General features: G+C 69.0%; 20 protein-coding genes and 1 tRNA gene. 6 read left to right on the top strand and 15 right to left on the bottom strand.

Features of this window, described 5'->3' with window-relative positions:
* Nucleotides 1-71 precede the first annotated feature (71 nt).
* The gene (gene eno, locus HNR51_RS08290) at nt 72-1,361 is read right to left on the bottom strand and encodes a phosphopyruvate hydratase (RefSeq protein WP_141951716.1); all 1,290 of its coding nucleotides are present in this window, start codon (nt 1,359-1,361) and stop codon (nt 72-74) included.
* Between the two features lie 278 nt (nt 1,362-1,639).
* Here eno and queF point away from each other — a divergent pair, with 278 nt between their 5' ends.
* Nucleotides 1,640-2,101 carry a preQ(1) synthase gene (gene queF / locus HNR51_RS08285; RefSeq protein ID WP_141951715.1) on the top strand — a complete coding sequence of 154 codons (462 nt, stop codon included), beginning with the start codon at nt 1,640-1,642 and terminating at the stop codon, nt 2,099-2,101.
* Between the two features lie 126 nt (nt 2,102-2,227).
* Here queF and HNR51_RS08280 read toward each other — a convergent pair whose 3' ends face one another.
* The 4 genes from HNR51_RS08280 to HNR51_RS08265 form a co-directional block, all read right to left on the bottom strand.
* Nucleotides 2,228-2,530 carry a hypothetical protein gene (locus tag HNR51_RS08280; protein ID WP_012454780.1) on the bottom strand — a complete coding sequence of 101 codons (303 nt, stop codon included), beginning with the start codon at nt 2,528-2,530 and terminating at the stop codon, nt 2,228-2,230.
* 212 nt (nt 2,531-2,742) lie between these two features.
* Entirely contained in the window at nt 2,743-3,597 is an 855-nt protein-coding gene (gene kdsA / locus HNR51_RS08275; protein ID WP_182554637.1) for a 3-deoxy-8-phosphooctulonate synthase, read from the bottom strand.
* Between the two features lie 10 nt (nt 3,598-3,607).
* The gene (locus HNR51_RS08270; protein WP_182554636.1) at nt 3,608-4,120 is read right to left on the bottom strand and encodes a hypothetical protein; all 513 of its coding nucleotides are present in this window, start codon (nt 4,118-4,120) and stop codon (nt 3,608-3,610) included.
* A gap of 84 nt (nt 4,121-4,204) precedes the next feature.
* Nucleotides 4,205-6,049: a chloride channel protein gene (locus HNR51_RS08265; protein ID WP_182554635.1), complete on the bottom strand. Its 1,845-nt coding sequence runs from the start codon at nt 6,047-6,049 to the stop codon at nt 4,205-4,207.
* A 211-nt stretch (nt 6,050-6,260) separates the two neighbouring features.
* Here HNR51_RS08265 and HNR51_RS08260 point away from each other — a divergent pair.
* Nucleotides 6,261-6,337: transfer RNA gene (locus tag HNR51_RS08260), tRNA-His, on the top strand.
* Between the two features lie 144 nt (nt 6,338-6,481).
* Here HNR51_RS08260 and HNR51_RS08255 read toward each other — a convergent pair.
* Complete coding sequence (locus HNR51_RS08255; RefSeq protein ID WP_012454776.1) at nt 6,482-6,733, bottom strand: hypothetical protein; 252 nt, start codon at nt 6,731-6,733, stop codon at nt 6,482-6,484.
* Nucleotides 6,734-6,821: 88 nt separating this feature from the next.
* Here HNR51_RS08255 and HNR51_RS08250 point away from each other — a divergent pair, with 88 nt between their 5' ends.
* Complete coding sequence (locus HNR51_RS08250) at nt 6,822-7,493, top strand: polyamine aminopropyltransferase (protein ID WP_182554634.1); 672 nt, start codon at nt 6,822-6,824, stop codon at nt 7,491-7,493.
* 84 nt (nt 7,494-7,577) lie between these two features.
* On the opposite strand, the gene HNR51_RS08245 is transcribed toward HNR51_RS08250, so the two are convergent.
* The 3 genes from HNR51_RS08245 to HNR51_RS08235 form a co-directional block, all read right to left on the bottom strand.
* Nucleotides 7,578-8,087, bottom strand: coding sequence for a ferritin-like domain-containing protein (locus HNR51_RS08245; protein WP_182554633.1), 510 nt, complete (start codon nt 8,085-8,087; stop codon nt 7,578-7,580).
* Between the two features lie 81 nt (nt 8,088-8,168).
* Nucleotides 8,169-9,026 carry a manganese catalase family protein gene (locus HNR51_RS08240; RefSeq protein ID WP_012454773.1) on the bottom strand — a complete coding sequence of 286 codons (858 nt, stop codon included), beginning with the start codon at nt 9,024-9,026 and terminating at the stop codon, nt 8,169-8,171.
* Between the two features lie 232 nt (nt 9,027-9,258).
* Nucleotides 9,259-12,111: an EAL domain-containing protein gene (locus tag HNR51_RS08235; protein WP_182554632.1), complete on the bottom strand. Its 2,853-nt coding sequence runs from the start codon at nt 12,109-12,111 to the stop codon at nt 9,259-9,261.
* 186 nt (nt 12,112-12,297) lie between these two features.
* Here HNR51_RS08235 and HNR51_RS08230 point away from each other — a divergent pair, with 186 nt between their 5' ends.
* Together HNR51_RS08230 and HNR51_RS08225 are read left to right on the top strand one after the other, a co-directional pair.
* Nucleotides 12,298-12,675 (top strand): cupredoxin domain-containing protein, encoded by a 378-nt coding sequence (locus HNR51_RS08230; protein ID WP_182554631.1) that lies wholly within the window; start codon nt 12,298-12,300, stop codon nt 12,673-12,675.
* Nucleotides 12,676-12,843: 168 nt separating this feature from the next.
* The gene (locus HNR51_RS08225) at nt 12,844-13,902 is read left to right on the top strand and encodes a cytochrome-c peroxidase (protein WP_182554630.1); all 1,059 of its coding nucleotides are present in this window, start codon (nt 12,844-12,846) and stop codon (nt 13,900-13,902) included.
* Nucleotides 13,903-13,927: 25 nt separating this feature from the next.
* Here the strand turns inward: HNR51_RS08225 and HNR51_RS08220 are convergent, their stop codons facing one another.
* Together HNR51_RS08220 and HNR51_RS08215 are read right to left on the bottom strand one after the other, a co-directional pair.
* Nucleotides 13,928-15,457 (bottom strand): carbohydrate porin, encoded by a 1,530-nt coding sequence (locus tag HNR51_RS08220; RefSeq protein ID WP_182554629.1) that lies wholly within the window; start codon nt 15,455-15,457, stop codon nt 13,928-13,930.
* Between the two features lie 166 nt (nt 15,458-15,623).
* Nucleotides 15,624-17,504: a sigma 54-interacting transcriptional regulator gene (locus HNR51_RS08215; RefSeq protein WP_283215061.1), complete on the bottom strand. Its 1,881-nt coding sequence runs from the start codon at nt 17,502-17,504 to the stop codon at nt 15,624-15,626.
* Between the two features lie 300 nt (nt 17,505-17,804).
* Here HNR51_RS08215 and cynS point away from each other — a divergent pair, with 300 nt between their 5' ends.
* Nucleotides 17,805-18,293: a cyanase gene (gene cynS / locus HNR51_RS08210; protein WP_012454767.1), complete on the top strand. Its 489-nt coding sequence runs from the start codon at nt 17,805-17,807 to the stop codon at nt 18,291-18,293.
* Nucleotides 18,294-18,391: 98 nt separating this feature from the next.
* Here the strand turns inward: cynS and HNR51_RS08205 are convergent, their stop codons facing one another.
* The 4 genes from HNR51_RS08205 to HNR51_RS08190 form a co-directional block, all read right to left on the bottom strand.
* Nucleotides 18,392-18,661, bottom strand: a complete 270-nt coding sequence (locus tag HNR51_RS08205) for a hypothetical protein (RefSeq protein WP_182554627.1) — start codon at nt 18,659-18,661, stop codon at nt 18,392-18,394.
* 187 nt (nt 18,662-18,848) lie between these two features.
* Nucleotides 18,849-19,109: a hypothetical protein gene (locus tag HNR51_RS08200; RefSeq protein WP_152277298.1), complete on the bottom strand. Its 261-nt coding sequence runs from the start codon at nt 19,107-19,109 to the stop codon at nt 18,849-18,851.
* Nucleotides 19,110-19,572: 463 nt separating this feature from the next.
* Nucleotides 19,573-23,898 (bottom strand): translocation/assembly module TamB domain-containing protein, encoded by a 4,326-nt coding sequence (locus HNR51_RS08195; protein ID WP_239681479.1) that lies wholly within the window; start codon nt 23,896-23,898, stop codon nt 19,573-19,575.
* Nucleotides 23,899-23,979: 81 nt separating this feature from the next.
* On the bottom strand, nt 23,980-25,965 hold the full coding sequence (locus tag HNR51_RS08190; protein ID WP_182554625.1) for an autotransporter assembly complex protein TamA: 1,986 nt from the start codon (nt 25,963-25,965) through the stop codon (nt 23,980-23,982).
* Between the last annotated feature and the right edge of the window lie 169 nt (nt 25,966-26,134).

Raw genomic sequence — 26,134 nt, 5'->3', positions numbered from 1 at the left:
CGGCCCGCCCTGAACGAAAAAAGGGCGCGGCGAGCCTATCCGGCCCACCGCGCCCCCGATGGGACGCTCGTTCAGCGACCGGCGAGCTGCCGGATCGCGCTGCGGCCAGCGTACAGCGCCTGGGCGCCGAGACCCTCCTCGATGCGGATGAGCTGGTTGTACTTGGCCAGTCTGTCCGAGCGGGCGAGCGAGCCGGTCTTGATCTGCCCGCAATTCGTCGCGACGGCGAGGTCGGCGATGGTCGAGTCCTCGGTCTCGCCGGAACGGTGCGACATCACCGCGGTGTAGCCGGCGCGCTGGGCCATATCGACCGCGGCGAGCGTCTCGGTCAGCGAGCCGATCTGGTTGACCTTCACGAGAATCGAGTTGCCGGTGCCGGTCTCGATGCCGCGGGCGAGGCGCTCGACATTGGTCACGAACAGATCGTCGCCCACGAGCTGCACCCGGTTGCCGATCCGGTCGGTGAGCAGCTTCCAGCCCTCCCAATCGTCCTCGGACATGCCGTCCTCGATGGAGAGGATCGGGTAGGCTTCCGTGAGCCGGGCGAGGTATTCGACCTGCTGCTCGATCGAGCGGGTCTGGCCCTCGCCCTCGTAGTGATAGGCGCCGTCCTTGAAGAACTCGGTCGCGGCGCAGTCGAGCGCCAGCACGACGTCGCTGCCAGGCTTGAAGCCGGCGGCGTTGATCGACTCCATAACGAAGTCGAGGGCGGCCTCCGCCGACGGCAGGTTCGGGGCAAAGCCGCCCTCGTCGCCGACATTGGTGTTGTGGCCGGCCTTCTTCAGGGCGCTCTTGAGGGTGTGGAAGATCTCGGCGCCCATCCGAACGGCATCGGAGAGCGAGGTGGCGCCGACCGGCATCACCATGAATTCCTGGAAATCGATCGGATTGTCGGCATGCGCGCCGCCGTTGACGATGTTCATCATCGGCACCGGCAGAACCCGGCCCTGCACGCCGCCGACATAGCGGTAGAGCGGCAGGCCGGCGGTCTCGGCCGCCGCCTTGGCCACGGCGAGGGAGACGCCGAGGATCGCGTTGGCGCCGAGCCGGGCCTTGTTGGGCGTGCCGTCGAGGGTGATCATCGCCTCGTCGACCGCGACCTGATCCTCGGCATCCATGCCGCCGATGGCGTCGAGGATCTCGGTCTGCACCGCGTCGACGGCCTTGAGCACGCCCTTGCCGTTGTAGCGGCCCTTGTCGCCGTCGCGCAGCTCGACCGCCTCGTGGGCGCCGGTGGAGGCGCCGGAGGGGACTGCGGCACGGCCGAAGGAGCCGTCCTCCAGCAGGACATCGACCTCGACGGTCGGGTTGCCGCGGCTGTCGAGAATCTCGCGGGCGGCGATATTGGTGATCGCGGTCATGGGCGCTCCTTGGCGGTGCGTCGCGGCGGGGTCGTCTCGCGGATGCCTTCGAGGCCCGCGCGTCCTGCGACGCTCTGCGTCGCGGGCTTATCCGCCAACCTCGGGACGTCGGCAAGCGCCCCGACTGCGCGAGCGAGCGGGCAGGTTGTACAAAAGCCGCCCGATACCAAATTTTTCTCAAAATCGACGCGGTCGATCCCACCGGACCCGTTCCGCCGAATCCCAGGCATTCGCCGGAAGCCGTAGGCGGGGGCCGAGCCAGCGCGTATAGGCCGGAGATGGATTCGATCGAGACCCACGCCAAGCAACTCGGCCGCCAGACGCCGCTGCCCGCCTCACCCGAGGAGGCTCAGCTCGACCGCGTGCCGAACCCGCATGCCGACACCGATTATCTCGCCCGCTTCACCGCGCCGGAATTCACCTCGCTGTGCCCGGTCACGGGGCAGCCGGACTTCGCAACGCTCGTCATCGACTACGTGCCCGACCGCTGGCTCGTGGAATCGAAGTCGCTGAAGCTCTACCTCGCCGCCTTCCGCAACCACGGCGCTTTCCACGAGGACTGCACCGTCGGTATCGGACGGCGGCTCGCGGACCTGCTCGAACCCCGCTGGCTTCGAATCGGCGGCTACTGGTATCCCCGCGGCGGCATTCCGATCGACGTGTTCTGGCAGACGGGCGAGCCGCTCAAATCCGTCTGGCTGCCGGATCAGGGCGTGGCGCCCTATCGCGGCCGCGGCTGACGCCGGCTCGGTGCTGCTCGGCCGCCACACGCACGATGCGCGGCCGCTCGCGTTCGCATGGCGACAGATACGAAGAAGGCGGCCGGTGACCCGGCCGCCTTCTTCCGTCAGACCGAGGCGGATGCCTCAGTAGCCGTAATCGTAGTAGCCGCCGTAGGCCGGACGGCCGTAGTAGCTGTCGCGGGCATAGGCGTCCCGCGCCGCGCCGGCCGCGATCGCGCCTGCAGCGAGACCCGCGATGCCGAGGCCGACGGCCGCGCCGGTGCCGATGCCGCGGCGGCGTCCGCCGTAATAGGCGCGCGGGCCGTAACCGCCATGGTAGCCGTGATGGTGGCCGTAGCCGCGGCCATAGGGGCGCGCGTCGGCGGAGGTGGCGGTCAGCGTGCCGACCGAGATCAGGGCGGCGGTCACGAGGGCGAGCTTACGCATAGCGTCCTTTCCAATCCAGAGAAGCGTTTAGCCGAAAACGACTTGGCAATGAAAACCCCGAGCTTTGCCGGAAGTTCCCGCCAGGTTCGAGACGGACGAAGCCTTCGTCCGCACGGCCTTGTTCTCGATTGAGGTCGAAGATCGCGCCGGGCGCCTGAACGAAACCTGAAACGCGCGCGGGGGGCCCGTTCGCGGACCTTCGGACAGGATCCTCAGCCCGACGCCTTGGCGAGGCGGTCGAAGGCCATCAACGTCTCGACCAGAGCCGGCAGGTCGGCCAAAGCCACCATGTTCGGCCCGTCGGAGGGCGCGCGGTCGGGATCGGGATGGGTCTCGATGAATACGCCCGCCACCCCGACCGCGACCGCGGCGCGGGCCAGCACCGCGACGAACTCCCGCTGCCCGCCGGAGGTGGCGCCCTGCCCGCCCGGCTGCTGCACCGAATGCGTGGCGTCGAACACCACCGGGGCGCCGCCGGTGACGCGGGCCATGATCGGCAAGGCGCGCATGTCGGAGACGAGCGTGTTGTAGCCGAAGGAGGCGCCGCGCTCGGTGACGATGACGTTGGGGTTGCCGGCCTGCGTCACCTTCGAGGCGACATGCGCCATGTCCCAGGGGGCGAGGAACTGCCCCTTCTTGACGTTGACCACGCGCCCCGTGGCGGCGGCGGCGAGCAGGAGGTCGGTCTGGCGGCAGAGAAAGGCCGGGATCTGCAGGATGTCGACCGCCTGCGCCGCCCGCGCGCATTGCTCGGCCTCGTGCACGTCGGTGAGGACGGGAACCCCCAGGCTCTCGCGGATCTCGGCGAAGACCGGCAGCGCCTCGTCGAGGCCCACGCCGCGGGCCGAGCGGCCGGAAGTGCGGTTCGCCTTGTCGAAGGACGACTTGAACACGAGGCCGATGCCGAGCTTCTGCGCCATCTCCTTGAGGGCGGCGGCGACTTCAAGGGCGTGGGTCCGCCCTTCGAGCTGGCAGGGGCCGGCGATCAGCGCCAGCGGCAGGTGGTTGGCGAAGGCGACGCCGCCGGTCTGGACGACGGATCCGGAAGTCTGTGTGGTCTCGGGCATGACGCCCGCTCTAGCCCGGCCCCGCGGCGCGGGAAAGACCGCTCGATCGGCCGTGCGACCGTCGCCGTGCCGGCCGGTCCGCCGCCAGACGGCACAGGCTGCCGACGCCGAAGCCGTCCGGCCGGTCGCCGGGATCGCAGCGCAGCACCGCGCCTCCGACTTCACCGAGCTGCGGCGTGCCGGTGAGCAGGCTGTCCTGATGCAGGCGCCGGGCGAGGGTCTCGACGGCCCCGGCCGGCGCGCCGGTGAGCGTCCGGGCTGCAAGCCCGATCAGGACGAAGAAGGCGGCCGGCGGCTGGCGCAGATCCGATCGAAACAGCAGGCGCCGGGGCGCGACGCAATCGAGGCTCATCCGGTCGGCGTCGGCCGCGCGAAACACGACGAGCGATCCGCTGCGCCCGGCGAGGGCGGCGCCCGTGCCCCGGATCAGCCGGACGGTGAGGCCGTCGCAGGAATCCGCCCTGGCTGCCGAACCGAGGGCGAGGAAGAGGGCGAGGCTGGCGAGGACGACGCGCAGGGTCATGGCGCGTTTCATAGCATGGCCGTCTCGCTTGTGCCGCGTCGCCGACGCCGCCTCGCCGATCTCGTCTTGCCGATCTCGCCTTGCCTATGCCGCCTCGCCGAGCATGGCGCGCCGCTGCCGGTCCAATTCCTCGCTGTAGCGCTTGAGCGTGTGACTCTCGGTCAGAAGGCCGATGACCTTACGGCTCCGGGCATCGTCGAGCACGGCAAGCGCCTCGGCCTCGGCTCCGTCGAAGGCCGCCGCGGCCTGCTTGACGCTCATGTCGGCGAGCAGGAACGATCCCGGGTAGCGGACCACGTCGGACAGGCGCGGCGTCTCGGTGCCGTTCTCGGCGGCGCGGGCATGGGCCTCGGGAACGAGGACGATCCCGGCATAACGGTCGTGCTCGTCCACCACGACGACCCGGGACGGCGAACCGAGGGGATGGGCGCGCAGGAATGTCGCCATCGGCGTATCGAGGGTGACCGGCCGGATGTCCTTGCGCATCATCCGCCCCACGGTGAGGCTGCGCATCCAGCCGATATCGTGGGCGCTGCGGATGGTCTCGCCGCGCAGGTGGAAGCGCCAGGTGGCGAAGGAGTAGCCGAAGGTCTTGCGCACCGTCAGCGAGGAGGCGAGCACCGAGGCCAGCACCAGCCCGGTTACCGGGAAGCTGCCCGTCATCTCCAGAGCCAAGAAGGTCATCGTCAGCGGGCCGCCGACGATGGCGACGGCGAAGGCACTCATGCCGACCACGGCGTAGCCGACCGGGGCGAGGCCGAAGCTCTCGAATCCGGGCCAGAACAGCGGCGCGATGCCGGCGAACAGCCGCCCGACCAGTGCACCGAGGAAGAGAGAGGCGAAGAACAAGCCGCCGCGGAAGCCCGACCCGATCGACATCGCCGAGGCGGCGGCCTTGGCGATGACGAGTCCGGCAAGGGCACCGAGCCCCACCGCGACCTCCGGCGCGAGGTAGATGTGGAGTGCCCCGTGCCCGGCCGAGAGCACCTGCGGCGTCGTCGCGAGGGCGAGGCCGCCGACGCACAGGCCGCCGAGGACGGGCCGCAGGGGCGCGGGCAGGCGCGAGACGCGAAAACCCTGCTCCACCAGCGTCACGCCGCGCATCAGCAGCACCGCGAGGCCGGCGCAGACGAGTCCAAGAACGAGGCAGGGCAGCGTGTCGCCGGCATCCACCGCCGTGTTCTTGGCCAGCGCCAGGGCGCCGACATCGACGAAGGCGGGCTGGGGCGCGAGCGCGCGCACCACGAGGCTGCCGCACAGGGCGGCGACGACGACGGGAGCGAGCGTTGCGATGGTGTAGGTGCCGATGATGAGTTCGAAGGCGTAGAAGGCGCCGGTCAGGGGCGAGCCGAAGGCGGCCGCGATGGCCGCGGCAGAGCCACAGCCGACCAGGGTGCGCAGATCCGAGCGACGCATCTTGAAGGTGATGCCGAGCCGCGAGGCGATCCCCGCCGCAACCTGCGTGTAGCCCGCCTCGAGCCCGACCGAAGCACCGCAGCCATTCGAGACCACGTTCTGCGCCGCCACGTCGAGGGAGCCGCGCAGCGACATCCGCCCGCCATGCAGCGCATTGGCTTCGATGGGATCGACCACCGCGCGCTTGGCCTTCCCGCGACGCCACGTGGCGATCAGGAGCAGCAGCCCGAGCACGGCGCCGCCAAGCGCCGGGGCGAGGAAGGCGGCGCCCATCAGGCCGTCGGCGGGAAGGTCCGACAGGCTGCTCAGACGCTGGCCGGGGGGAAGCCGGTAGAGCTGTTCGCGCAGGAATTGGGTCGCGCCGCTCATGGCGGCCACGGCAAGCCCGCCGATGCAGCCGGTCAAAGCCGCCAGCAGCACGAGCGCGACCTCGCTCCCCCGCACCCAGGCCCGCAGCCGCACCGGTGCCTGGAGGAGCGGGGCGGGAACGGGCGGGGACGGAGTCGGGCTCATCGCGCTCGCGCAGGCTGGAGGGTCCGGGATGGCCGGCCCTGCATCATCTGTTCGGACAGGTCGGCCATCGCTTCCGGGACGAGGCCGGACGGAAAGCCATGGCGGCCATGCGCCCGCCGTCTAGCATCGGTGGATCGATGGGGCGATCCGGGACAAGGCGCGTTCAAGACGCTTGAAATGCCGCGAGGCTCGGGATAAGTCCCCCTCACGTGCCGCCGTAGCTCAGTTGGTTAGAGCACTAGATTGTGGATCTAGGGGTCCCCCGTTCGAGCCGGGGCGGTGGTACCATCCAATTCGGTATGGTCTTGAAGGGGTTGGCGATGAGCCGACCCCTTTTTCGTTTCAGACCTACCGCCGGGAAACGTGGCCCGGACGCATCGTCGAGCGGGCCGTCCCCTGCGGCTTCAAGTGCGCAGGGGACGGCCCTTGGCCTCAGGTGGCCGGCACCGGCTTCGGGATCGGCGAGCGGGTGAGTTGCTGGATCTCGCGCGGGGGCCGGCCGGCCTTCTGCGCGATTTCCGCCTCCTGCTCCGCGATCAGCTGGCGGGCGGGCTCGTCGCCGTCGAGCCCGCCGAGGATCTCCATCGGGACGCGCCGGTTCGAGGCGCGTGTGCCGTCCGCGTAGACGACATCGAAGAGGACGAAGCCGCGCTGCTGCGGCAGAGATTTGGTGCGCTTGGACATGCGCGCTGATAGGCGGCCTTCAGCAGAAAGAGCAATGGCGGCGGATGCAGACGGGGTCGCACCCGGCATCGGCCCGGGAAAGGCAGCGATGAACGACTGGGTGCATCTCGACACCGCCGAAGTGCCCGGCGGCGGCAAAAGCCTCGGCCTGATGCGGCGGGGCAGCGAGTTCTCGATCGTCGTCGGCAACATCGAGTTGATGAACAGCACGCGCGGCCATTCGGAGGAGGCGCTGGCCTCGCTGACCTGCGCCCGGCTGGCGGACCGCCCGGCGCCCCGCGTCCTGATCGGCGGCCTCGGCATGGGCTTCACCCTCCGCGCGGCGTTGCGCGAGCTCGGCCCGGAGGCTCGCATCGTCGTCGCCGAACTGGTGCCCGCCGTCGCTGCCTGGGCCCGCGGACCGCTTGCTCCGGTTTTCGGCGATTGCCTCAACGATCCGCGCGTCGATCTGCGCGAGACGGACGTGACCCGCCTGATCCAATCCGAACCCGCCGGGTGGGATGCCGTCCTGTTGGATGTGGATAACGGCCCGGAAGGTCTGATGCGGCGGGCCAACGACCGCCTCTACGACGTCTGGGGCCTGAAGCGGGCGCAATGGGCGCTCAAGCCCGGCGGGACGCTGGGGGTCTGGTCGGGGACGCCGGACCGCAAGTTCAAGGCGCGGCTTCAGCGCCTGGGCTTCGCCGTCGAGGAGGTTCGCCTGCCCGCGAGCGGCTCAAGCGGGCCGCGCCACGTGATCTGGCTCGCGGCTCAGCCCTGACGCTACATGCGGATCCGCGTTCGATCCGCGCGACATCCGGCGCTGCGTGTCGCGCCTTGCCGGATGCCGAGGGTCTGGGACGGCTCAGCGGTCCGCCTTTTCGCCGGCGACCGTGAGGTCGATGTAGCGCTTCGTCGTCGGGCCGATCAGTTCGCGCACCCGGCGCGCCATCGCCTCCTCCTCTTGGAGCGACTGACGGAACCCCGTCAGGCTGCCGCCCTGCCCTGCGGCCTCACCGATGCTGAGCAACGACTCGTAGGCCGCGATCTCGAAATTCTCGAAGGCGTGGTTGGCGTAGGTGTTCTTCAGGATCTCGTCCTGCGCCGGCGTGTGGCCCAGGGCCATCATGTTGCCGACGAAGCCGAGAATGCCCTCCTTGATCCTCGAGGGGCTGTCACCGAGCGACTGTAGCGCCTCTTCCAGCCGGGCGCGCTGGCCATGCGTCTCCTGGATATGGCGGCGCAAGGCCTCCTCCATCTCGGGGTAGCGGGTGAGCCGCTCCACCTGACGCTCCATGATCTGCAGGGCCTGCATCTCGAGGGCGTGGGTGTTCTTGAGGGCGGTGACGTAGATCTCGCGCGTGTCGAGCGCCATCGTCGGCTTCTCCTGTTCGAACGGTGTGGGGTCGATCGAGGTCGGCCGCCCGGATGCGTGTGGATCCGGGCGGCCGCGAAATCAGCCGATCTGCTGGGATTCGGCGCCGCTATCGGGACGGGCCGGGCCGAGCACCGGCTCCTGCCCCATGGGCTCGTTCTGGAAGACGTTGAAGTTGCCCTTGCCGTCGAGGGAGGGGCCGGCGGTCCAGCGGCCCTCGGGCGGCGGCGCGCCGTCGCGGTTCGTGGCGAAGAAGCTGTAGTTGAACTTCTGGTTCTCTTCCGATTGCGGGAAGCTGTTCGGAATCGGAAGCGCGCCCTCGACTCCGCCGAGTTCCTCGATCACCGCGAGCCATTGCTGCTGGTGCATCGTGTCGCGGGCGATGAGGAAGGACCACATGTCCTTCATGCCCGGATCGTTGGTGGCGTTCGACAGGCGCACCGCCAGCGTCCTGCCCGTCGCCTCGGCGGCGACGTTGCAATACATGTCCGCCGCGATGTTTCCGCTGGCGTAGATGTGGTTCATGTCGAAGGGAACGCCGTCGGAATTGCCGGGGAAAGCGGCCATGCCCGAGGAGAGCAGGTGCTTGTGCAGCATGCCCTCGGCGATGTGGCGCGGGTTCTCGCCGCCCATCACCGCGCCGACGATGGCATCGGCCGCGCCCGCTTCCTGAACCTTGGTGGGCGCGTTCTCCAAGTTCATCGCGACGGCGGTCGCGAGCATCTCAATATGGCCGAGCTCCTCCGTTGCCGTATGGAGCAGCATGTCGCGATACTTGGTGTTCGGCGCGCGATTACCCCAGGCCTGAAAGAAGTACTGCATACAGACCCGGATCTCGCCCTCGACGCCGCCGATCGCCTGCTGCAGCATCCGCGCGTAGATCGGATCCGGGCTGTCGACCCGCACCGCATATTGGAGACGCTTGTCGAAATAATACATAAGTTCACTTTCCGAACGATAAACCACACGGGCGGGCACGGCCAAGTCTTTCGACGCGGCTGTGCCTCGGCTCCTGTGTCGGGGAAATCGCCGGATGCGAGCTTTGTTCAGTAAAAACTAACGCCAATCTGGTGCGATCATATGTTGTGCTGATATAGCACAATGCATACTTTCGGAGGCGTCGATCAATATGCCTTGAGGATCCGAGCGGTGCCTTGCCCGCCGCCGCGCCTCAGGCCGCATTCCGTCCCAGCGTCGAGACCAGTTCGCGGATCGTCGCGGAGGGGACGGGACGGCTGAACAGGTAGCCCTGGCCTTCCTCACAGCCTTCGAGACGAAGCTGTTCGAGCTGTGCCTCGGTCTCGATGCCCTCCGCCGTGGTCGTGATGCCGAGACTGCGGCCGAGGCCGACCACCGAGCGCACGATCAGCCGTGCATTGCCGGTCTCGCCGAGGTTGCGCACGAAGGACTGGTCGATCTTGATCTTGTCGAAGGGGAAGCTCTGCAGGTAGCTCAGGGATGAGAAGCCGGTACCGAAATCGTCCATGGCCACCCGCACGCCAAGGCGCTTGAGGGTGTGGAGCGTCGCCAGCGTCGTCACGCTGTCGTTCAGCAGGACCGACTCGGTGATCTCCAGTTCGAGCCGGTGCGCCGGCAGCCCGCTCGCGGTAAGCGCCTCCATCACCGCCCGTACGACCGCCGCGTTCTTGAACTGAACCGCGGAGACGTTGACCGCCACGCCGATGCCGCCGGGCCATTTCGCGGCCTCGCTGCAGGCCTTGCGCAGGACCCATTCGCCGATCTCGCAGATGCTGCCGGTCTCCTCGGCCAGCGGGATGAACTCGGCGGGGGAGACGTAGCCGCGCTCGGGATGGCGCCAGCGCAGCAGCGCCTCGCAGGTGGCGATCCGCTGCCGGTCGAGCTTCACGATCGGCTGGAAGACCAACTCGAATTCGCCGTTGCCGACCGCCGTTCTCAGGTCGCTCTCCATCGCCCGGCGCTTGCGCAACTCCAGGTCCATCTCCTCCTCGAAGAACGACCAGCAGCCCCGGCCGGTCGCCTTGGCCCGGTAGAGGGCGAGGTCGGCGCTCTTGAGGAGCTTTTCCGGGCTCGTCCCGTGTTCCGGCGCGAGCGAGATGCCGATGCTGAGGCCGACGGTGACGGTATGGCCGTCGAGCAGGAACGGCTGTTGGAAGGCGGCGATCAGGCGCTTGGCCAGGGCGCTCGCGTCCCGGCGTGCATGCGTGCCGGCCTGGACGATGGCGAACTCGTCACCGCCCAGGCGCGCGACGAGATCCGTCTCCCGCAGGCAGCTCTGCAGCCGCTCCGCGACGCTGCGCAGCAGGCCGTCGCCGACCGGATGGCCGAGGGTATCGTTGACCTCCTTGAAGCGATCGAGATCGAGACAGAGGGTGGCGAAGCCGGCGCCGGACCCGTCCTCGAGACGGGCGGCCGCCTCTTCCAGGCGTTCGCCGAACACCATGCGGTTGGCCAGCCCCGTCAGCGCGTCCCGGCGCGCCATGGTGATGATCCGTGCCTCCGCCTCATAGCGCTGGGTCACGTCCTCGTAGGTGGCGATCCAGCCGCCCTCCGCGGTCGGCTGCTGCTTGAGCGAGACGATGCAGTCCTTCCGGATCGGGCAGCACAGCGATCCGCTCACGCCGCGGTGGAGCAGGGCCTGCTGCTCCATCAGGAGGCCGAACGCGCTTCCGTCATTGGACGTGGTTTCGACGAGGCGGGCCACCTCGCGGAGGCTCATCCCCGTCCGAAGTTCGCCGGCATCGAGACCGAGCATGTCGCAGAAGCGGCGGTTGTAGACGAGCAGGCCGCCCGCGGCATCGTAGAGGCACAGCCCCTGCAGCATGTTGCTGAGGGCCGCGTCGAGCTGGGAATTGCTGCGCTTGAGCTGCTCCTCCTGCTCCTTGAGCAGGGACACATCGCTGCAGACGGCGACAAAGCCGCCCTCCCGCGTCGGGCTGCGGCTGATGCGCAGCCAACGCCCGTCAGCGGACTGCGCCTCCGCCGTCAGGGTGCCGCTGCCAGGCATGGCCAGCAGGGTGTCGGCGACGGCCGATCCCCTCGCCTCCGACAGTGGACGGTGGCCGGTCTCGGCCGGATCGAACCCGAGCATGGCCGCGGCCCGCTCGTTGGCCAGAACGATACGCCCTTGCGGATCGACGACGACAATGCCCTCGATCGAGCCCTGAACCGAATCCGCGAGCAGGCTCTGGGCCGAGCGACGCTGCGCGACCTCCTCCTGCATCATCGCGGCGATGTTGTCGCGCATCACCGCCATCGCCCGCAGCAAGGCGCCGAACTCGTCAGCACCGCCTTCGGGCACCGTCACGCTCAACTCGCCCGCGGCGATTCGGCTCGCGACCGTCGACGCGTCGGCCACCGGGCGCATGATCTGCCGCAAGAGCAGGAGCGAGACGATTCCCGAGAGAATGATGGCGAGGGCCGTCGCGAAGACGCTGAACCGCACATCGCGGGCGACGACGGCCCGGGCGGTCTGGCGGTAGGCGAAGCCGTCACCGGCGGTGAAGTTGATGAGCAGGTCGATATGCTGCTCGGCCACCGCCGCATGGGCGTCGAGCGCCTGCCAGACATCCACCGTCTGCCGATCGGGACCGAACTCGCGCCGAGCGGCGAGCCAGTGGGTGACGGCGTCCTTGGCGGCAGCGGCCTCCCGCGTCGCACGCTCCGACTGAGCGCGGTCGGCGGCGATCTCCAGATCCTCCCCGAAGGATTGCGTCAGTTGCTCGATCCGCGTCTCGAGCGTGCGCCGCTCCTCGGCGTCACCCGCGAGGCGCGCGCGGGCGACGGTGGCCTGCAGCGCCGCGAGGTCGGAGGCGGCGGCGCGGGCATAATTGATCGACATCAGCGAGCGATCGTAGGTTTTGTCGACCAGCTCGCCGGTCGTCATGATGCCGAGGGCAGCATAGCCGCCGAGCCCCGCGGTGATCGCGCTCAGCATCAGGAAGGCGAGGAAGATGCGGCCGCGAATCGTGCGGGTGCCGCGCAGAACCGCATCAAGGGCCACGCGCCACCGCAAAATGCCTGCCGATCGGCGTGAAGGATTCATCGGGCACACGCTCGCTGGTCGCGGCCAGTCTGACGGTCAAATCGTTAAGGTAACGTGCCGCGCCGATGAATTCGGAAGCATACCCCATGAAACTGGCGATGACGTTAAGGCGAATGCAATCTCATCGATGTTTCCCTTCGCCGAGCGAGTGCGCGGAGGCGTCCTCGGGAGAACGAGGAGTAGGGCATGAGCGACGCCTGCCACCTGGGACGGACGGCCGGAGGGCGGCGGACGGGGGCTGTGTTGTTACTCAGCACCATCACCTTCGTCGCGTCCGGCGCAGCCCTCTCGCTGTCGGGTGATGCGGCCTCCCACCGGGTGACACAGAAGGGCCGGGCCTTCGCGCCGGGGGCGATCACGCTGCGGGCCGGCGAGTCCATCGCCATCGTCAACGACGACGGGGAACTCGTCCATCACGCCTATCTCGAGGGCCCCGACTTCAGTTTCGACACCGGCGAGCAACTGCCGGGAAGCAAGACGGTCGTCACCTTCCCGAAATCTGGACAATTCACGATCCTTTGCGGGATCCACCCCAAAATGAAGCTTGCCGTCTCGGTAAAGTAAAAAATCATTATACGCATCCGGGTTGGGAGATCTACGCTGACGCACTAAAATATCTGCGCCTGATGACCTTCGAAGACGATTCGATGAACGTCATTGCTGGGCCTCTTGCGTAAATTTTTAACTGAAATTTAAGCCAACGCCTCCAGGATCGATCCGGTCGAGGTTCGAATGGCTTGGAAATTCATGGGGGGCAAGGCCGCCCTCCTGACGATCCTACTGGGAGGCTTGGCGTTCGCCACGCACGGCGAACCCGATCGCTCGCTCGCTCTGGCCGAGTACCGCCGGCCGGCCGCGATCCCGTTCCCCGACGACAACCCCTATCGCGCCGCCAAGGCCGAACTCGGCCGCACCCTGTTCTTCGAACCCGCGCTCTCCCGCGACGGCGACCGGACCTGCGCCACCTGCCACATACCGGGGCAGGACTGGACCGATTCCCAGCCGCGCGCACCGCGGAGCGACGGCGGGTTCATGGATTTTCGCACGCCGACGCTGCTCAACGTCGCCTGGACGGAGGAGATCTACGGCTGGGACGGCAAGTTCCGCCGCCTGGAGACGGTGGCCCGCACGCCGCTGACCGCGCCCGGCAATATGAACATGCCGCCGGAGGAGATGGTCCGGCGCCTCGCCGCAGACCCGAACTACGTCAAGGCGTTCGCCGGGGCGTTCCCCGAGACGGCCGTGGGCGATGGCGGGGTGACCGCGGAGCGCATCGAACAGGCGCTCGCCACCTTTCAGCGATTGATCGTCTCCGGCCCGGCTCCGTTCGACCGCTGGGTCGAGGGCGATTCGACCGCCGTCGGTCCGGCGGCCAAGCGTGGCTTCGACGTGTTCACCGGCAAGGCGAACTGCGCCGCCTGCCATTCCGGCTGGAATTTCACCGACGGTTCCTTCCACGATATCGGCGTTGCCACCGAGGGCGCGATCGGCAGGGGCCGGTTCTTCCCGGGCTCGACGGCCCTGCGCCACGCCTTCAAGACGCCGACCCTGCGCAACGTCGCCCGGCGTCCCCCCTACATGCATGACGGCTCGATCACGAACCTGTCCGCCGTCATCGATCTGTACGACCGCGGCGGCATCGATCGGCCGAGCCGCTCCCGCGACATCCGGCCGCTCCACCTCACGGCGCGGGAGAAGGCCGACCTGATCGCCTTCTTGGAAACCCTCAACGACGCCGGGGCCGACGGACCGGCCTATCGGGTGATCGGGCCCGTCGCGCCGCGGCCATGAGGGGCGCCGCCCGCGGGACCGTCCCTCAGTAGTTGACCGTGGCGCGCAGGCCGAGGACCGTGGCGTTGCGGAGCCGGCGGCCGCGGTCGTCGGCCAGCCCGCCGCCGGGCCGCATGACGTATTGAAGGTCGGGTTGGACAGTGAGGCCGGGGACCACCTCCGCCTGATAGGTCGCCTCGAACACGGTCTCGCTGCTGCGCACCGGCCCCGGCCCGGTGCCGAAGAGCAGGGCGTCGCGGTCGAAGGCCCGGGCGGCCGGGCTGATGCGGGAATGGATCAGGCCGAGGCCCAGCGTGTCGTTGGGGCGGCCGGCGAAGAGGCCGCGATAGGCGATTCCGGCATCGACGTAGAGATCGACCAGGTTGCGGTTGCTCGGAACCGCCGAGATCCGCAGGAAGGCCGAGGCGCCCGCCTCGTCGCGGCCCGGCTCCCGGTAGACCGTCTGGTCGATCATCGCATAGAGGCCCGCATTGCCGCGGAAGCGCCGGGCAAGGCCGCTCGCCTCGGGATCGGCGAGCAGACGCCCGCCGACGGCGTCGAGGCGAGGGCTCTCGAACCGGCCGAAATGATGCCATCCGCCCAGGGTCGCGGTGCCGGGCAGCCGTTCCGTACCGGGCAGGCTGTGATAGGCATAGGCCACCTCCCCGATCAGCAGCGCCGAATCGTTGACGCGGAAATTCGTACCGGTGCGGTTGCGCCGCTGCGGGTCGGTCTCGTCGCCGGTGGGCGGCGTCCCCGCCGGGTCGCCGTTGAACAGGCCGCCTTGAAACGAGAGTTCGGCGGTCGGCTCGTATTTCAGACGGAGGGCGGGGGTGGCCAGCGGGTAGATCGGCCCGCCGCTTGGCAGCACCACGGCACCGATATTCGGCCAGCCGAAGCCGGCATTGAGGAACACCACCGCCGATTGTGCGATGGCGAACTCGGTATCCGCCGAGACCTGCCCGATCTTTACCGAGAAGCGATCGTCGAAGAAGCGCTGCTCAATCCAAAGCTCGAACAGCCGCGTGGAGGGCAACGCCTCGATGCCGCTCACCGTCGTCAGGTTGTTGACGAAGCGCCGCGACAGGCCGTGACCGTGAATCTGGAAGACGTCGGTGTGGAAGCGGGCGCCGCTCCAGCCGGCGAGCTTATCGAGGTCGATGTCGAGGGCGGCATCGAGGCGGCCGCCGAAGGTCGTGCCGCGCCGCAGCCCGCCGGACGTGTTGGCAAAGCCCTCGCCGATATAGGTGAGGACGTAGGTGATGCCCCGTGCCGCGAGCGCCGCGCGCAGGCCGAACGGATCGCCGTAGGGCCCGAGCGCCTCTTGGATCGAGCCCTCGTTCGTCACGGAGAGCTGATCCGACGTCCGCGATTGCGCGATCGCGGTCTGCGGGTCGCCGCCCGCGCCCGTCGGCAGAAAGGCCAGCGGCTGGGGCAAGGTCAAGGCTGGGGGCGATTGGGCCTCGGCCAAGCCGGACGCGGCGCAGAGCAGGGCGGAGAGGGCAAGGAGCCGGATGCCGCCTCCGAAGGGACGGGTCGCTCTCGCCCCGCGGCTGACTGTCGGTTCCGCTCTCAAGGCATCGTCCGGCTCGGCTCACCGCAGCTGTTCCGCGCGCGGCGTTCCGCCTCGAAGGCCGGCGGCAGGGTCGGGTTGTATCAGATGAACTCCAAGCAGATGCAAATGACAGGCTTGCGAAGAACGAGCCCTCGACGCCACCCTCCTCAGGGAGAAACGCGGGCCGTCAGGTCGGTCCGATCCCCAACACCTTCATGCGGGAGCGCAACGTTGTCGGCTTGAGGCCGAGCAACTCGGCCGCGCCACCGGCGCCGAACACCCGGCCGCCGCTGAGGTGCAGGGCCGCCTCGATCTCGCTGCGGGCACGGGCGCGGCGCTCCTCCTCCGTGAGCGGGCGGCCGAGATCCGCAGGCCGCTCCGGCGCCGGCTGCGGCAGACCGGACCCGCGGCTTTCCGGCAGATCGAAGCGCAAGCGCCCCCGCTCGGCGAGGATCGCGGCGCGCTCGATCACGTTCTCCAACTCGCGCACATTGCCCGGCCAGTCGTAGCGAGCGAGGCGGCGGGCATCGGCCTCGGTCAGGCGCAGGTCGCTCCGGTTCAGGCGACGCGCCGCCGCCCTCAGGAAGTGCTGAGCGATCAGCGGCACGTCCTCGCGGCGCTCGCGCAACGGCGCGGAGGCGACGGGGAAGACATTCAGGCGGAAATACAGATCCTCGCGAAACCGCCCGCGGCGCACCTCCTCCTTGAGGTCGCGGTTGGTCGCCGCGATCAGCCTGACATCGACGGCGCGGGTGCGCTCCTCGCCGACCCGCTCGAACTGACGCTCCTGCAACACGCGCAGGAGTTTGCCCTGGAGATCGAGCGGAATCTCGCCGACCTCGTCGAGGAACAGCGTGCCGCCGTCCGCGAGCTCGAAGCGACCGACCCGGTCGCGCAGTGCTCCGGTGAAGGCGCCCTTGGCATGTCCGAAGAACTCGCTCTCGAACAGGTCGCGGGGGATCGCCGCGCAGTTCACGCGGATCAGCGGCCGGTCGCGGCGGCGGCTCGCCTCATGGATCGCCCGGGCGATCAGTTCCTTGCCGGTCCCGGATTCTCCGGTGACGAGCACTGTGGCATCGGTCCCGGCCACCACGTCGATCTGGCGCAGCAAGGCCTCGATCGCGGGACTGCGGCCGATGATGCCCTGGTGATGGCTCTCGGAGCGGATTTCCTCCTTGAGGTAGGCGTTTTCCTGTTCCAGGCGCTCGCGCAGCGAATCCACCTCGGCGAGTGCCGAACGCAGCCGGTCCTCGGCCTCGCGGCGCTGGCTGACGTCGCGGAACACGATCACCGCGCCGAGCAACTGCCCGCCCTCGCGGATCGGCGTCGAGGTGTACTCGACGGGAAAGCAGCTACCGTCCTTCCGCCAGAACACCTCGCCATCGACCTGATGGACGGCGCCGTCGCGGAAGGCCGCATAGATCGGGCAATCGTGGTGGGGATAATGCGTCCCGCCCGCATGGGTGTGGTGGACGGTGGCGTGCATGTCCTTCCCAACGAGATCGGCAGAGCGCCAGCCCAGCATCCGCTCGGCGGCCGGGTTGACGAATGTCGTGACCCCTTCGGCGTTGACGCCGTAGATCCCCTCCCCCGCCGCCCGCAGGATCAGGCGGTTGCCGCGCTCGATGTCGCGGAAGATGCGTTCCATGCGCTGCCACTCGGGCAGGCCGGCACGCATATGCTCTTCGGCTTCCCGGTCGACGCGGCGGCGCTCGCGCTCGTCGAGGTCGTAGAGGGTGACGAGGAGGCGCGCGGGCTCACCCGCCAGCGTGCAGGCGGCATATTCGAGCCGCAGCGTCCGGCCCTCGCCGTGGCGAGGGGTGAGGGCGTGCGTCCACCACTGCCCCTTGGCGAGAACCGCCTGGGTGAACACCACGAGCGCGGGCCGCTGATCCGGATGCAAGGCGCTCACCGGCATGGCCCGCAGGGCAGCGCGGCTGTAGCCGAGCAGGCGGGCGGCGGCCGAATTGGCCTCATCGATGCGGTCGACCAGGGGCTCGAACACCAGCATCGCCTCGCGATTCTCGTCGAAGGCGGGACCGTAGACCGAGGACTCTTCCTGAGTGATGGCAAACACCACGAAATCTCGCAGTCGCTCTACGAGATCTCGTCATAAACGAAATTTCGTAGATAGGCTATTGACCGGCAAATCGTTGAAAAGTTTGACCAAATTTCTCAAGTGAGGGTTGGCACACCGCTTGCGGTCTCCATACGCAGAGGCGGATCCAGTTTTACGGCTCCGTCATCGGAGTGCCGTCCGGTCCGCGCGAGCGGGTCGCGACGGTCGGGCCGTTCGGAGGCTGCGCCCCCAGGCATCCGAACGGCCCACCCCGTTCACGGCCGGCCGATGGCCGGCAGGGAGACGAGCATGAAGCGCGAAGACCTCACCGAGAAGCTCCTCGACATCAAGCGCGAGAAGGGATGGACCTGGAAGTACATCCAGGATGAGATCGGCGGCATCTCGCCGATCCTCATCACCGCCGCTTGCATGGGCCAGATGAAGCTGCCGAAGGCGCAGGCCAAGAAGGCCGCCGAGCTGTTCGGTCTGAGCCAGGCCGAGGAGCGGATGCTGAACGAGGCGCCCTACCGCGGCTCGATTCCGCAGATGCCGCCGACCGACCCGCTGATCTACCGCTTCTACGAGCTGGTGATGGTCTACGGCACCACCTGGAAGGAGCTGATCCAGGAGGAGTTCGGCGACGGCATCATGTCGGCGATCGACTTCAACATGACGATGGAACGTGAGCCCAACAACAAGGGCGACCGGGTGAAGCTCGCCATGTCGGGCAAGTTCCTGCCCTACAAGTATTACGGCAACGAGGACGGCGTGCCGGAATACGGCTTCAAGGAGCCGTAGGCGTCGTCAGGCAGCGCGAAGCCCGGCGCCGTCAGGGCGCCGGGCCTGTTCGTTTCGATCGATCGGCCGCCGGTCGACAGCGTTCCCACCGGACCGGCTCAGCAGCCGACGCAGATGTCCTTCATGAGGAAGCTGTCCTTGACCGGCGGTTCGGGCTGCTGCCCGGCCTCGCCGGCTGCTGGCAAAGTCGAGCTTTGCGGACGCGGAATGACCCGGCCGGTCGGCGCGACATGCGGGGCTGTGATCGTCGTCTCCGGGCCGCCGCCCGTTCCGGTTCGCGCGGGATGATTCATCGCAACCGCGGTCGTGTGCGAGATCAGGTAGATCATTCCGACAAGCACGAGTTTCAAAGGCGTCGTTCCGGTCACGCTTCATCTCCCTTTCGATCGTGGATCCTTCTCGATTTTCGGTGATCCCTTTTCGCAGATTCATGCCTGATCTAACGATGCGGAGCCGCACTCGGCATTGTCCTCCGTCAGACAAGCATCGCAGGTGATTCCGCCGTTATGCGGGTCGCTTTACTCGACGTCCCGCTCACTATCGCATCGCGATGCTTCAGCGTGTTCCGGGAAGATAGCAGATCAGCGGGTTCGCTCGGCCGCCGCCGCTTTGATAGCTCTTTGCGTGGCCGATCGAACCGGTCATGTCCTGCGTCGGATTTCCGCCGGGACGCTTCACGACGATGTCGCAATGGACCCGATTGGGATCGGTAGGGCCCTGGAGATCCATCGTGCGCCGTGCCAGCGCCGACGCTGGCAAGACGATGAGGGCAGCGGCAACAAGAAGACCGAAGGCGCGGTTTAATCCACCAAACAACAAATTTCTCCTGTCTTGCGGAGCTCGGCCCAAACAAGAGGCACATTGCTTGAATATAAATCTGGTCCTGCAAGCCAAGTGCGCAAGAACACATCGTGACTAATGCAAATAAATTGCACAGAGCCCGCATTTTAATCAGGATTAAATCTTATACTTGAACGTAATGCGCTCGCAGCAGCGTCCCGACGGCCGACCGATATGGTCGCCGCAACTCGGCCGGGCTTCGGCCTCAGACGCGAGACGGGGGGCGGTTCGGATCACGTCCGGCGGCTTCCGGTCTGCGACGACGGTCCGCGCGTCGGCGCTGGTCAGGACAGGCAGGAGTGTGCGGACCGCGCTTCAATCCAGCGCGTCCGTGCCGTCAAAGAGACGCGATCCGCCATCTGCTTCCGGCGGACCGCTTCACCGTACCCAGTCTCTGGACGTTGCTAGGGCGCTGCCCGGCTCGGCGCCCGTCAGCGCCTTACCATTCCCACTCGGCACCGACGCCGACTGAGGTCCGTCCATCGCTGCCGGCCTCGCCGTTGAGCTTGATCCGGCGGGTCACGTCGTAGTTGATCGTCGCGGCGGTATCGGCGGGCTTGGCGCCGGCCTTCACGCCGACGCTGATGCGGTCGTTGATGTAGCGCGAGGCGCCGACCGCCGGCCCGCCGCTCGCGCCCGTCGAGACGTCGAGGCTGTCGAGGCCGAGGCCCTTTCGGGCGGCTTCGAACACGTCCGGTCCCCCGGCTCCGCCGGAGAGCTGGGCCACGGCCTGGGCGAGTTGCAACGCCTGGAACGGCGAGAGCCCGGCCGCCGCCTTCTTGAACAGGATGCGCGACAGAATCTCGTCCTGCGGCAGGCTCGGGTCCGAGGAGAGCGCGAAGACGGGCTGCGCCGCCGGGCCGGTGACCGCGATGCGGGCAGTGACGTCGGCGGCCTTGGTTTCGGCGGCGAAGTCCAGGTCGGGCTGGGCGAGATCGCCGGCGAAGAACACCCGGCCACGGGTGAAGTCGAGGCGCTGGCCGCCGAGGCTGAACACCCCGCGGCGGAGCGCGAAATCGCCGTTCGCCCGCGGATCGCGCGACGAGCCGGTCAGGTGCAGCTCGCCACCGAGCTCCGCATCGATGCCGCGCCCGCGCACGAAGATGCGGCTCGGCGCACTCACGATCAGGTCGAGGCTGGCGTCGAACGGCGGCGCCGCCTTCTGCCGCCGGCTTGCCGCCTCGATCTGCGCCTTGCGCTCGGCCCGCTTGGCGAGGCGCTCGCGCACCTGGGGCGTCACGTTGACCCGGCGGATGCCCGGAAGCGGCTGTACCGTCGCGGGCAGGCGGTCGGGAACCGAGACGTCGATGGAGACGACGTCGATCCGGCCCTTGATCGTCGGCTTGCGGGCGAGAGGCCCCGACAGGGCGAGGTTGAGGCTGGATACCGCCGTCATCAGCGGGCTCGATACCAGCTCGGCCCGGTCGGCCGTGATGCGCAGGGTGCCGGGAAAGCCCGAAGCCGGCTCGACGGCGACGCGCCCGTCGGCGGAGAGGCGTCCACCGTTGCGGGTCGCAGCCGTCAGCCGTTCGATGACGATGGTGTCGCCGCGGCCCGTCACGCGGCCCTGGATGTCGGTAAGACGGATGCCGTTGAGCGGATCGGTCAGGCTGCCGCCGGAGAGCGTCGCCGACCCCTCCACCTTCGGCACGGCGACCGTGCCGGTCACCCCGGCATCGAGAACGACGCGGCCGGCAACCCGCTGGCCTCCGGTGCTCAGCATGGAGTTGGCCAGAGCGACATCGAGGTTGCCGCGGGCGCGCAGGTTCAAGCCGCCACCGGCCTCGACGGGAACCGAACCGGTCACGGTCACGTCGGCGCCGCGGCCGGCGGAGACCCGACCGTCGATGCTCGCCTCGCCGTCGGCGAGCCGGCCGCTCGCCCGCGCGGTGATCGGCGGCAGGCCGGCCCGACGGGTCTCGGGGGTGACGAGGCCGGCGACGGAGAGGGCATAGCGGCCCTCCGGTCGCGCGGCGGTCCCGCGGAGGTCGGCCTCGCCTTCCAGCGTGCCCGACAGGGCGAGGCTGGGGCTGGCGATGCGTGCGAGCGACAGCGGCAGGGCGCGGATGCCGAGCTTGAGGTCGAGGTCGGACCCTGCCCTCCCCTGCACGCTGATCCGGCCCGAGCCGGCGGCAACGACGAGTCCCTCGATCAGGGCCGACCCGTCATCGAGCGTGATCGCGGCGGGTCCGGCGAGCGCCAGGCGGTCGCCGCCGCGCTGGGCCGTGAAGCGGGCGATCTCGATCCGGGTCCGCTCGGCCGGAATCAGCCGCGCCGCCCCATCGAGGGCAAAGCCGCGGGCCTGGGCGGTGAGCGTGATGTCGCTCGCCGCCGACGTGCCATTGGCGGTGAGACGGACCGTATCGACGCTTTGGCCAGCGGCGACGAGACGGTCGATGGCGGCATGGCCGTCGAGGACCGGATGCGCGCGCAGGTCGCGGCCGGTGAGGTCGGCATCGAGTTTTGCCAGGCCGAAGGCGCCGTAGCGCAGGCTCGTGCCCGTAGCGCGCAGGGTCGCATCCTGGCGCCCGCCCGCGCGGGACAGCGTGACCGCCGCGTCGAGGCTGCCGCCCAGGGGGGCGAGGGCGAGCGGCGACAGGTCGCTTAGATCGCCCGCGCGGATCGTCAGCGCGCCTTCCGTGAGGAGGCTGGCGGTATCGACGACGGCCCGTCCGTCGGCTGCGACGGAGCCGAGGGCGAAGGCGAGCCGGTCGAGCGCGTAGTCGGTCCGACCCGGCCGGGCGAGATGGGCTTCGGCCCGCAGCGGCTTGCCGGCGATGTCTCCGGTCAAGCGTACCGTACCGTCGAGGGCGTCGCGCAGGTCGTTCAGCACGGCGTCCAGGCGCAGATCGCGGATCGGACGTCCGTTGGCGCTGACATCGGGCGCACGAAGTGCGGCGGTGAGGGCGGGCTTCAGGAGCGAGCCCGTCAACCGCGCATCGGCGCTGGCCGGGCCGGCCAGCCGCTCGTCGAGGGCGGACAGGTTCTTGAGATCGACGCGGGCGGCGACGTCGGCCGTCTTGGCGTTGGCCAGTCCCTGGAGGGTGGCGACGAGCCCCGCGCCCTCGAAGCGCAGACGCTCGAAACCGTAGCCGTCATAGGTCTGCGATACACGCCCGGTCAGGTTCGGCGCGCGGCCGACGAGCCTGTCGGTCGCCGGCTCGCCGAGGACGAGGCCGCCGCCGCGCAGGTCGAGGTCGGCGGAAAGCGCCTTGCGCGCCGGGTCGCCGCTCAGCGTCGCCTTGGCATCGAGGCGTCCGGCCAGCGTCCGGCCCGCCATCCCCGAGAAGGCGCCGAGATCGGGAAGCATCGCCTCGACGGCCCCGGTCAGCGTATTCTGCCCGAGCCGTCCGGCATAGGCCGCGCGGGCGGTATCGGACTCGACGGTCAGGGTCTCTACGTCGAGGACGCCGTCCGCGCCGGCGGCGGCGCGCAGGACCAGCTTGGCGCGGCCGCCCACGGCGCGGCGCAGGGCAGGATCGGCGAGGCGCAGGCCGTCCATCGCCGCGTCGGCAGTGATGGCGAAGCGTTGCGTCTTCGGCGCGCCGCCTGTCCGGCCGGCATTCTGAGGCTCGACGCTCAACACCGCATCGACGCGCTCCAGCGACGACTCCTTGGTGCGCAGCCCAGCGGCCTTGAGGTTGCCCTTGACCCGCGGCGATGCGAGCGGTCCCTTCAGGCTACCGTCGAAGACCAGGGTTTCGAGTTCCGCCTCGGCCGCCTTAGTAACGCCGCCCTCGGTCGGGACGGCGCGTGCCGTAATCGTGAAATCCGCGACCCTGTCGGCGGTCAGGGTGCCGCCGATGCCGAGCCGCGCGGTGCGGGAGGCGAGGTCGAGCCGGTCGATGCGAAAGGCACCCGTATCGGAGAAGGCCATGCCGCCGTCGAGCTTGGTCTCGCCGGAAAAAATCGCCGCCGCCGGCCCCGGTACGAGGCCCTCGATCCGCGAGGCAAGATCGAGGCTCAGGCGCCGGTCCGTGCCGATGCGCGAGAGGCGCGCGCCGCCCTTGGCACCGATCTCCGGGCCGGCATCGAAATCGAGCCGGGCGTTGAAGGCATCGAGGGTGCCGCTGCCATCGAGATCGAAATTGATCGGCGGTGTGCCGGGGAGGTTTGCCGCCTTCGAGAGCAGGCCGCCCTGGGGCTCGACCAGGTTCGCCTTCACTTCCAGGCGCTCGCCCTTGGGCACGAACAGGAGCCGCGCGACGAAGCGCCCGGCCGCGTCGAGCCGGCGGAAATCCGCGTTGACGTCGAGCCCCTCGGACGGATTGCCGAGCTTAGCCTTGCCCTCGCCCGCGAGCCGCGCCGGCTGGCCCGCAACGCTCTCGCCGAGCACGAGTTCGGCCAGGGTGAATGCCTTGATCTCCACCTTCACGGGAAGGTCGGGCAGCAGGCTGCCGTCGGGCTCCGCCTCGGCCGGCGTCGGGCCGGGCACCGGCTTGCGCAGCACTTCGAGCCGGCCGATCTCAAGGCTGTCGACTTCGAGCCGGCCGGACAGCAGCGCGAGGCGGCGCCAGACGAGGCGGGCACGGTCGAGCTTCAGCCAGGGGCCGTCGGAATCGCTGATGACGACGCCGCGGATGGTGGCGTCCGAGGACAGGGCGCCGTCGACGGCGCCGATCGTGACCTGGGACGACGGCGTGGAGAGCGCCTTCGACAGGAGGCCGCCGAGCACCGTCTTCTCGCCTTCGGCGGCGCGGGTGTCGTCGGTCGGAAAGACGGCGGCAAACAGCAGCGCGACCGACAGGAACGCGGCTGCCAGCATCCATTGCCCACCCGCCCGGCGGCTTCCCTCAGCCGCGGTGCGGGACGGGTTCCAATGAGGCAGGCGACGCGGAAGAACCATTCAGAACGCCTGTCCGAGACTGATGTACAGGGCGACCGGCAGCTCGCGATTTCCCTTGATCCGATCGAGCGGGAAGGCGAGGTCGGCGCGGATCGGACCGATGCCGGTGTAGTAGCGCAGGCCGATGCCCGCCGCCTTGCGGATACGCTCATCGAAATCCGGCAGCGTCGAGGCGAAGGCCGTGCCCGCATCGAAGAACGGTACGATGCCGATCGTGTCGGTGACCTTGATGCGGGCCTCGATCGAGGCCTCCAGCAGGCTGCGACCGCCGATCGGCAGATTGAACGGTCCGCGCGGCCCGAGGGTGCGGAAGGCGAAGCCGCGGACCGAACCGCCGCCGCCCGCGAAGAAACGGAAATTGTCCGGGATCTCGTCGAGCCGCGCCCCCGAGACCGAACCGAAGCCGAGACGGCCGGCCAGCACGTATTTCCGCTCGTCGTCCAGAGCGTAGTAGGTCGAGCCCTGCGCCTTGGCGACGAAGATGCCGGGATCCGAGCCGAGGAAGCCGGGATAGGGTGCCGCCGAGGCGATGACGCGGAAGCCTTCGGTCGGATCGAGCAGGCTGTCCGTGGAATCGTAGGTGACGGAGAGCGGCACGCCGATCAGCCGGTAATCGACGGTGCCGATGGCGTCCTTCGAGCGGCCCACCTGCCCGTCCAGGCCGATCTGGGCCGAGAAGGTGTCGGAGAAGCGGTGGCGGACCGCCACCGAGGCGCCGGCCGCGTCCACGAAATAGCTCTGCTGCACCTCGCGGGTGACGAAGGCGTTGGCCAGGAGGTCGTTGCGGGTGCCGCCGAGCGCCGGCTTCACGAAGGTGGCGGAGAGGCGCCCGCCCAGCCCCGTGGTGTCGATGCCGGCGAGCTTGCGCTGGGTCGCGAACGGATCGTAGCCGAGGCCGAGATAGTAGATGTCCGCGTCGAGCCGCAGGGTCTCGCCGCCGCCCCACAGGTTGCGGTTGGCGTAGTAGGCGCGCACGCCCGGCCCATCGACGGTGGAGTAGCGCGCCGCCACACCGATCAGGTTGCGCTCGCGCTCGCTCACCTCGACGAAGATCGGCAGGTTGCCCTGCGCGTCGAGCGTCTCGCCCTCGCGCACGCGGACGGCGCCGAGGCCCTCGATCCGGGCGACCGAGCGGCGGATGTCGGCGACCGCCTTCGGCGAGTAGGGATCGCCCGGCTCGGAATAGATGAAGGAGCGGATCACCGCCGGATCGATCCCGTCCGTCGCCTTCACCGCCACCTCGCCGAGCCCGGCCATCGGTCCGGGATCGATGGTGAAGGTGACGTCCATGACATGGGCCGCATCGTCCACAACGGGGTCGCGCGTCACCACCTTGGCGAAGGGATGCCCGAGGGCGCGGAAGCGATCGACGATCTTCGCCTCGCGGGCGAGTACGGTGGCCGAGCGGGCCGGCACGTCGTCGCCGGTGCGGGTGAAGCGTTCGGGCAGCACCTCCTCCGAGAACGGCCGGCCGCGGGGATCGAGCACGCGCACGGTCCGCAGGGTATAGAGGGGGCCGAGATCGACCGCGATCTTCACCGGTACCAGCGCACGGGCCCGCGAACCCTCCGCGGCGCGGGCGGCGGCGACGAGCGAGGCCTCGCCCGTCACCGGCACGCCGTCGATCCGGATCGAGACCGTGCCCTGATAGTAGCCGTAGCCCGAGAGCACGTCGGTCAGGCGGCGGAGGTCGGCCTTGGCGCGGCGCACCAGCCCCTCGCCGTCCGGTGGCGCGTCCTGGCGCAGGCGGTAGAGCGTCGAGGTGTCCTGAAGCGCCCGCAGGACGTCGGAATCGTCGGTGCCGGTGATGCGCAGGCTGTAGGGCAGCGCCGAGGCGCTCGGAGCGGGCGGCTCCTCCTCGCTGTTGAAGAGCCCGAACAGGTCGAAGGCTTCCGCCGGCTGCGGCAGGACGAGCAGGGCCGCGACACTGAGAAGAACGCCACCCAAAGCCGGCGAACGCAGCAGGCAGTTCATCCGGACATGCATACGCGAGGCGGGTTCCCTGGCTCGTGACGGGCGATGCCTCCAGGAAAGCATCCAGATGTTAAGTACCCGTCGATGACCCCCGCGGCTACCCCGGCCACGCTTGGCACACCGCTCGATCGTGAAATGGTGACGGGACAACAGCCCGGTGTGCCCGATCCGCCGCGATGGG

The organism is Methylorubrum thiocyanatum, assembly GCA_014138645.1.
Taxonomy (GTDB): Bacteria; Pseudomonadota; Alphaproteobacteria; order Rhizobiales; family Beijerinckiaceae; genus Methylobacterium; species Methylobacterium thiocyanatum.
This window is presented reverse-complemented; position numbering and strand designations above follow the sequence as displayed.

What these genes read in the sequence shown, in the direction of transcription:
- HNR51_RS08270 (WP_182554636.1), bottom strand. Translation starts at nt 4,120, where the DNA reads ATGACCCTGCGCGTCGTCCTCGCCAGCCTCGCCCTCTTCCTCGCCCTC.
- HNR51_RS08195 (WP_239681479.1), bottom strand. Translation starts at nt 23,898, where the DNA reads ATGCTGGCAGCCGCGTTCCTGTCGGTCGCGCTGCTGTTTGCCGCCGTC.
- HNR51_RS08265 (WP_182554635.1), bottom strand. Translation starts at nt 6,049, where the DNA reads ATGAGCCCGACTCCGTCCCCGCCCGTTCCCGCCCCGCTCCTCCAGGCA.
- HNR51_RS08235 (WP_182554632.1), bottom strand. Translation starts at nt 12,111, where the DNA reads ATGAATCCTTCACGCCGATCGGCAGGCATTTTGCGGTGGCGCGTGGCC.
- HNR51_RS08225 (WP_182554630.1), top strand. Translation starts at nt 12,844, where the DNA reads ATGGCTTGGAAATTCATGGGGGGCAAGGCCGCCCTCCTGACGATCCTA.
- HNR51_RS08255 (WP_012454776.1), bottom strand. Translation starts at nt 6,733, where the DNA reads ATGTCCAAGCGCACCAAATCTCTGCCGCAGCAGCGCGGCTTCGTCCTC.
- HNR51_RS08190 (WP_182554625.1), bottom strand. Translation starts at nt 25,965, where the DNA reads ATGCATGTCCGGATGAACTGCCTGCTGCGTTCGCCGGCTTTGGGTGGC.
- kdsA (WP_182554637.1), bottom strand. Translation starts at nt 3,597, where the DNA reads ATGCCCGAGACCACACAGACTTCCGGATCCGTCGTCCAGACCGGCGGC.
- HNR51_RS08230 (WP_182554631.1), top strand. Translation starts at nt 12,298, where the DNA reads ATGAGCGACGCCTGCCACCTGGGACGGACGGCCGGAGGGCGGCGGACG.
- HNR51_RS08250 (WP_182554634.1), top strand. Translation starts at nt 6,822, where the DNA reads ATGAACGACTGGGTGCATCTCGACACCGCCGAAGTGCCCGGCGGCGGC.
- queF (WP_141951715.1), top strand. Translation starts at nt 1,640, where the DNA reads ATGGATTCGATCGAGACCCACGCCAAGCAACTCGGCCGCCAGACGCCG.
- cynS (WP_012454767.1), top strand. Translation starts at nt 17,805, where the DNA reads ATGAAGCGCGAAGACCTCACCGAGAAGCTCCTCGACATCAAGCGCGAG.
- HNR51_RS08245 (WP_182554633.1), bottom strand. Translation starts at nt 8,087, where the DNA reads ATGGCGCTCGACACGCGCGAGATCTACGTCACCGCCCTCAAGAACACC.
- HNR51_RS08240 (WP_012454773.1), bottom strand. Translation starts at nt 9,026, where the DNA reads ATGTATTATTTCGACAAGCGTCTCCAATATGCGGTGCGGGTCGACAGC.
- eno (WP_141951716.1), bottom strand. Translation starts at nt 1,361, where the DNA reads ATGACCGCGATCACCAATATCGCCGCCCGCGAGATTCTCGACAGCCGC.
- HNR51_RS08280 (WP_012454780.1), bottom strand. Translation starts at nt 2,530, where the DNA reads ATGCGTAAGCTCGCCCTCGTGACCGCCGCCCTGATCTCGGTCGGCACG.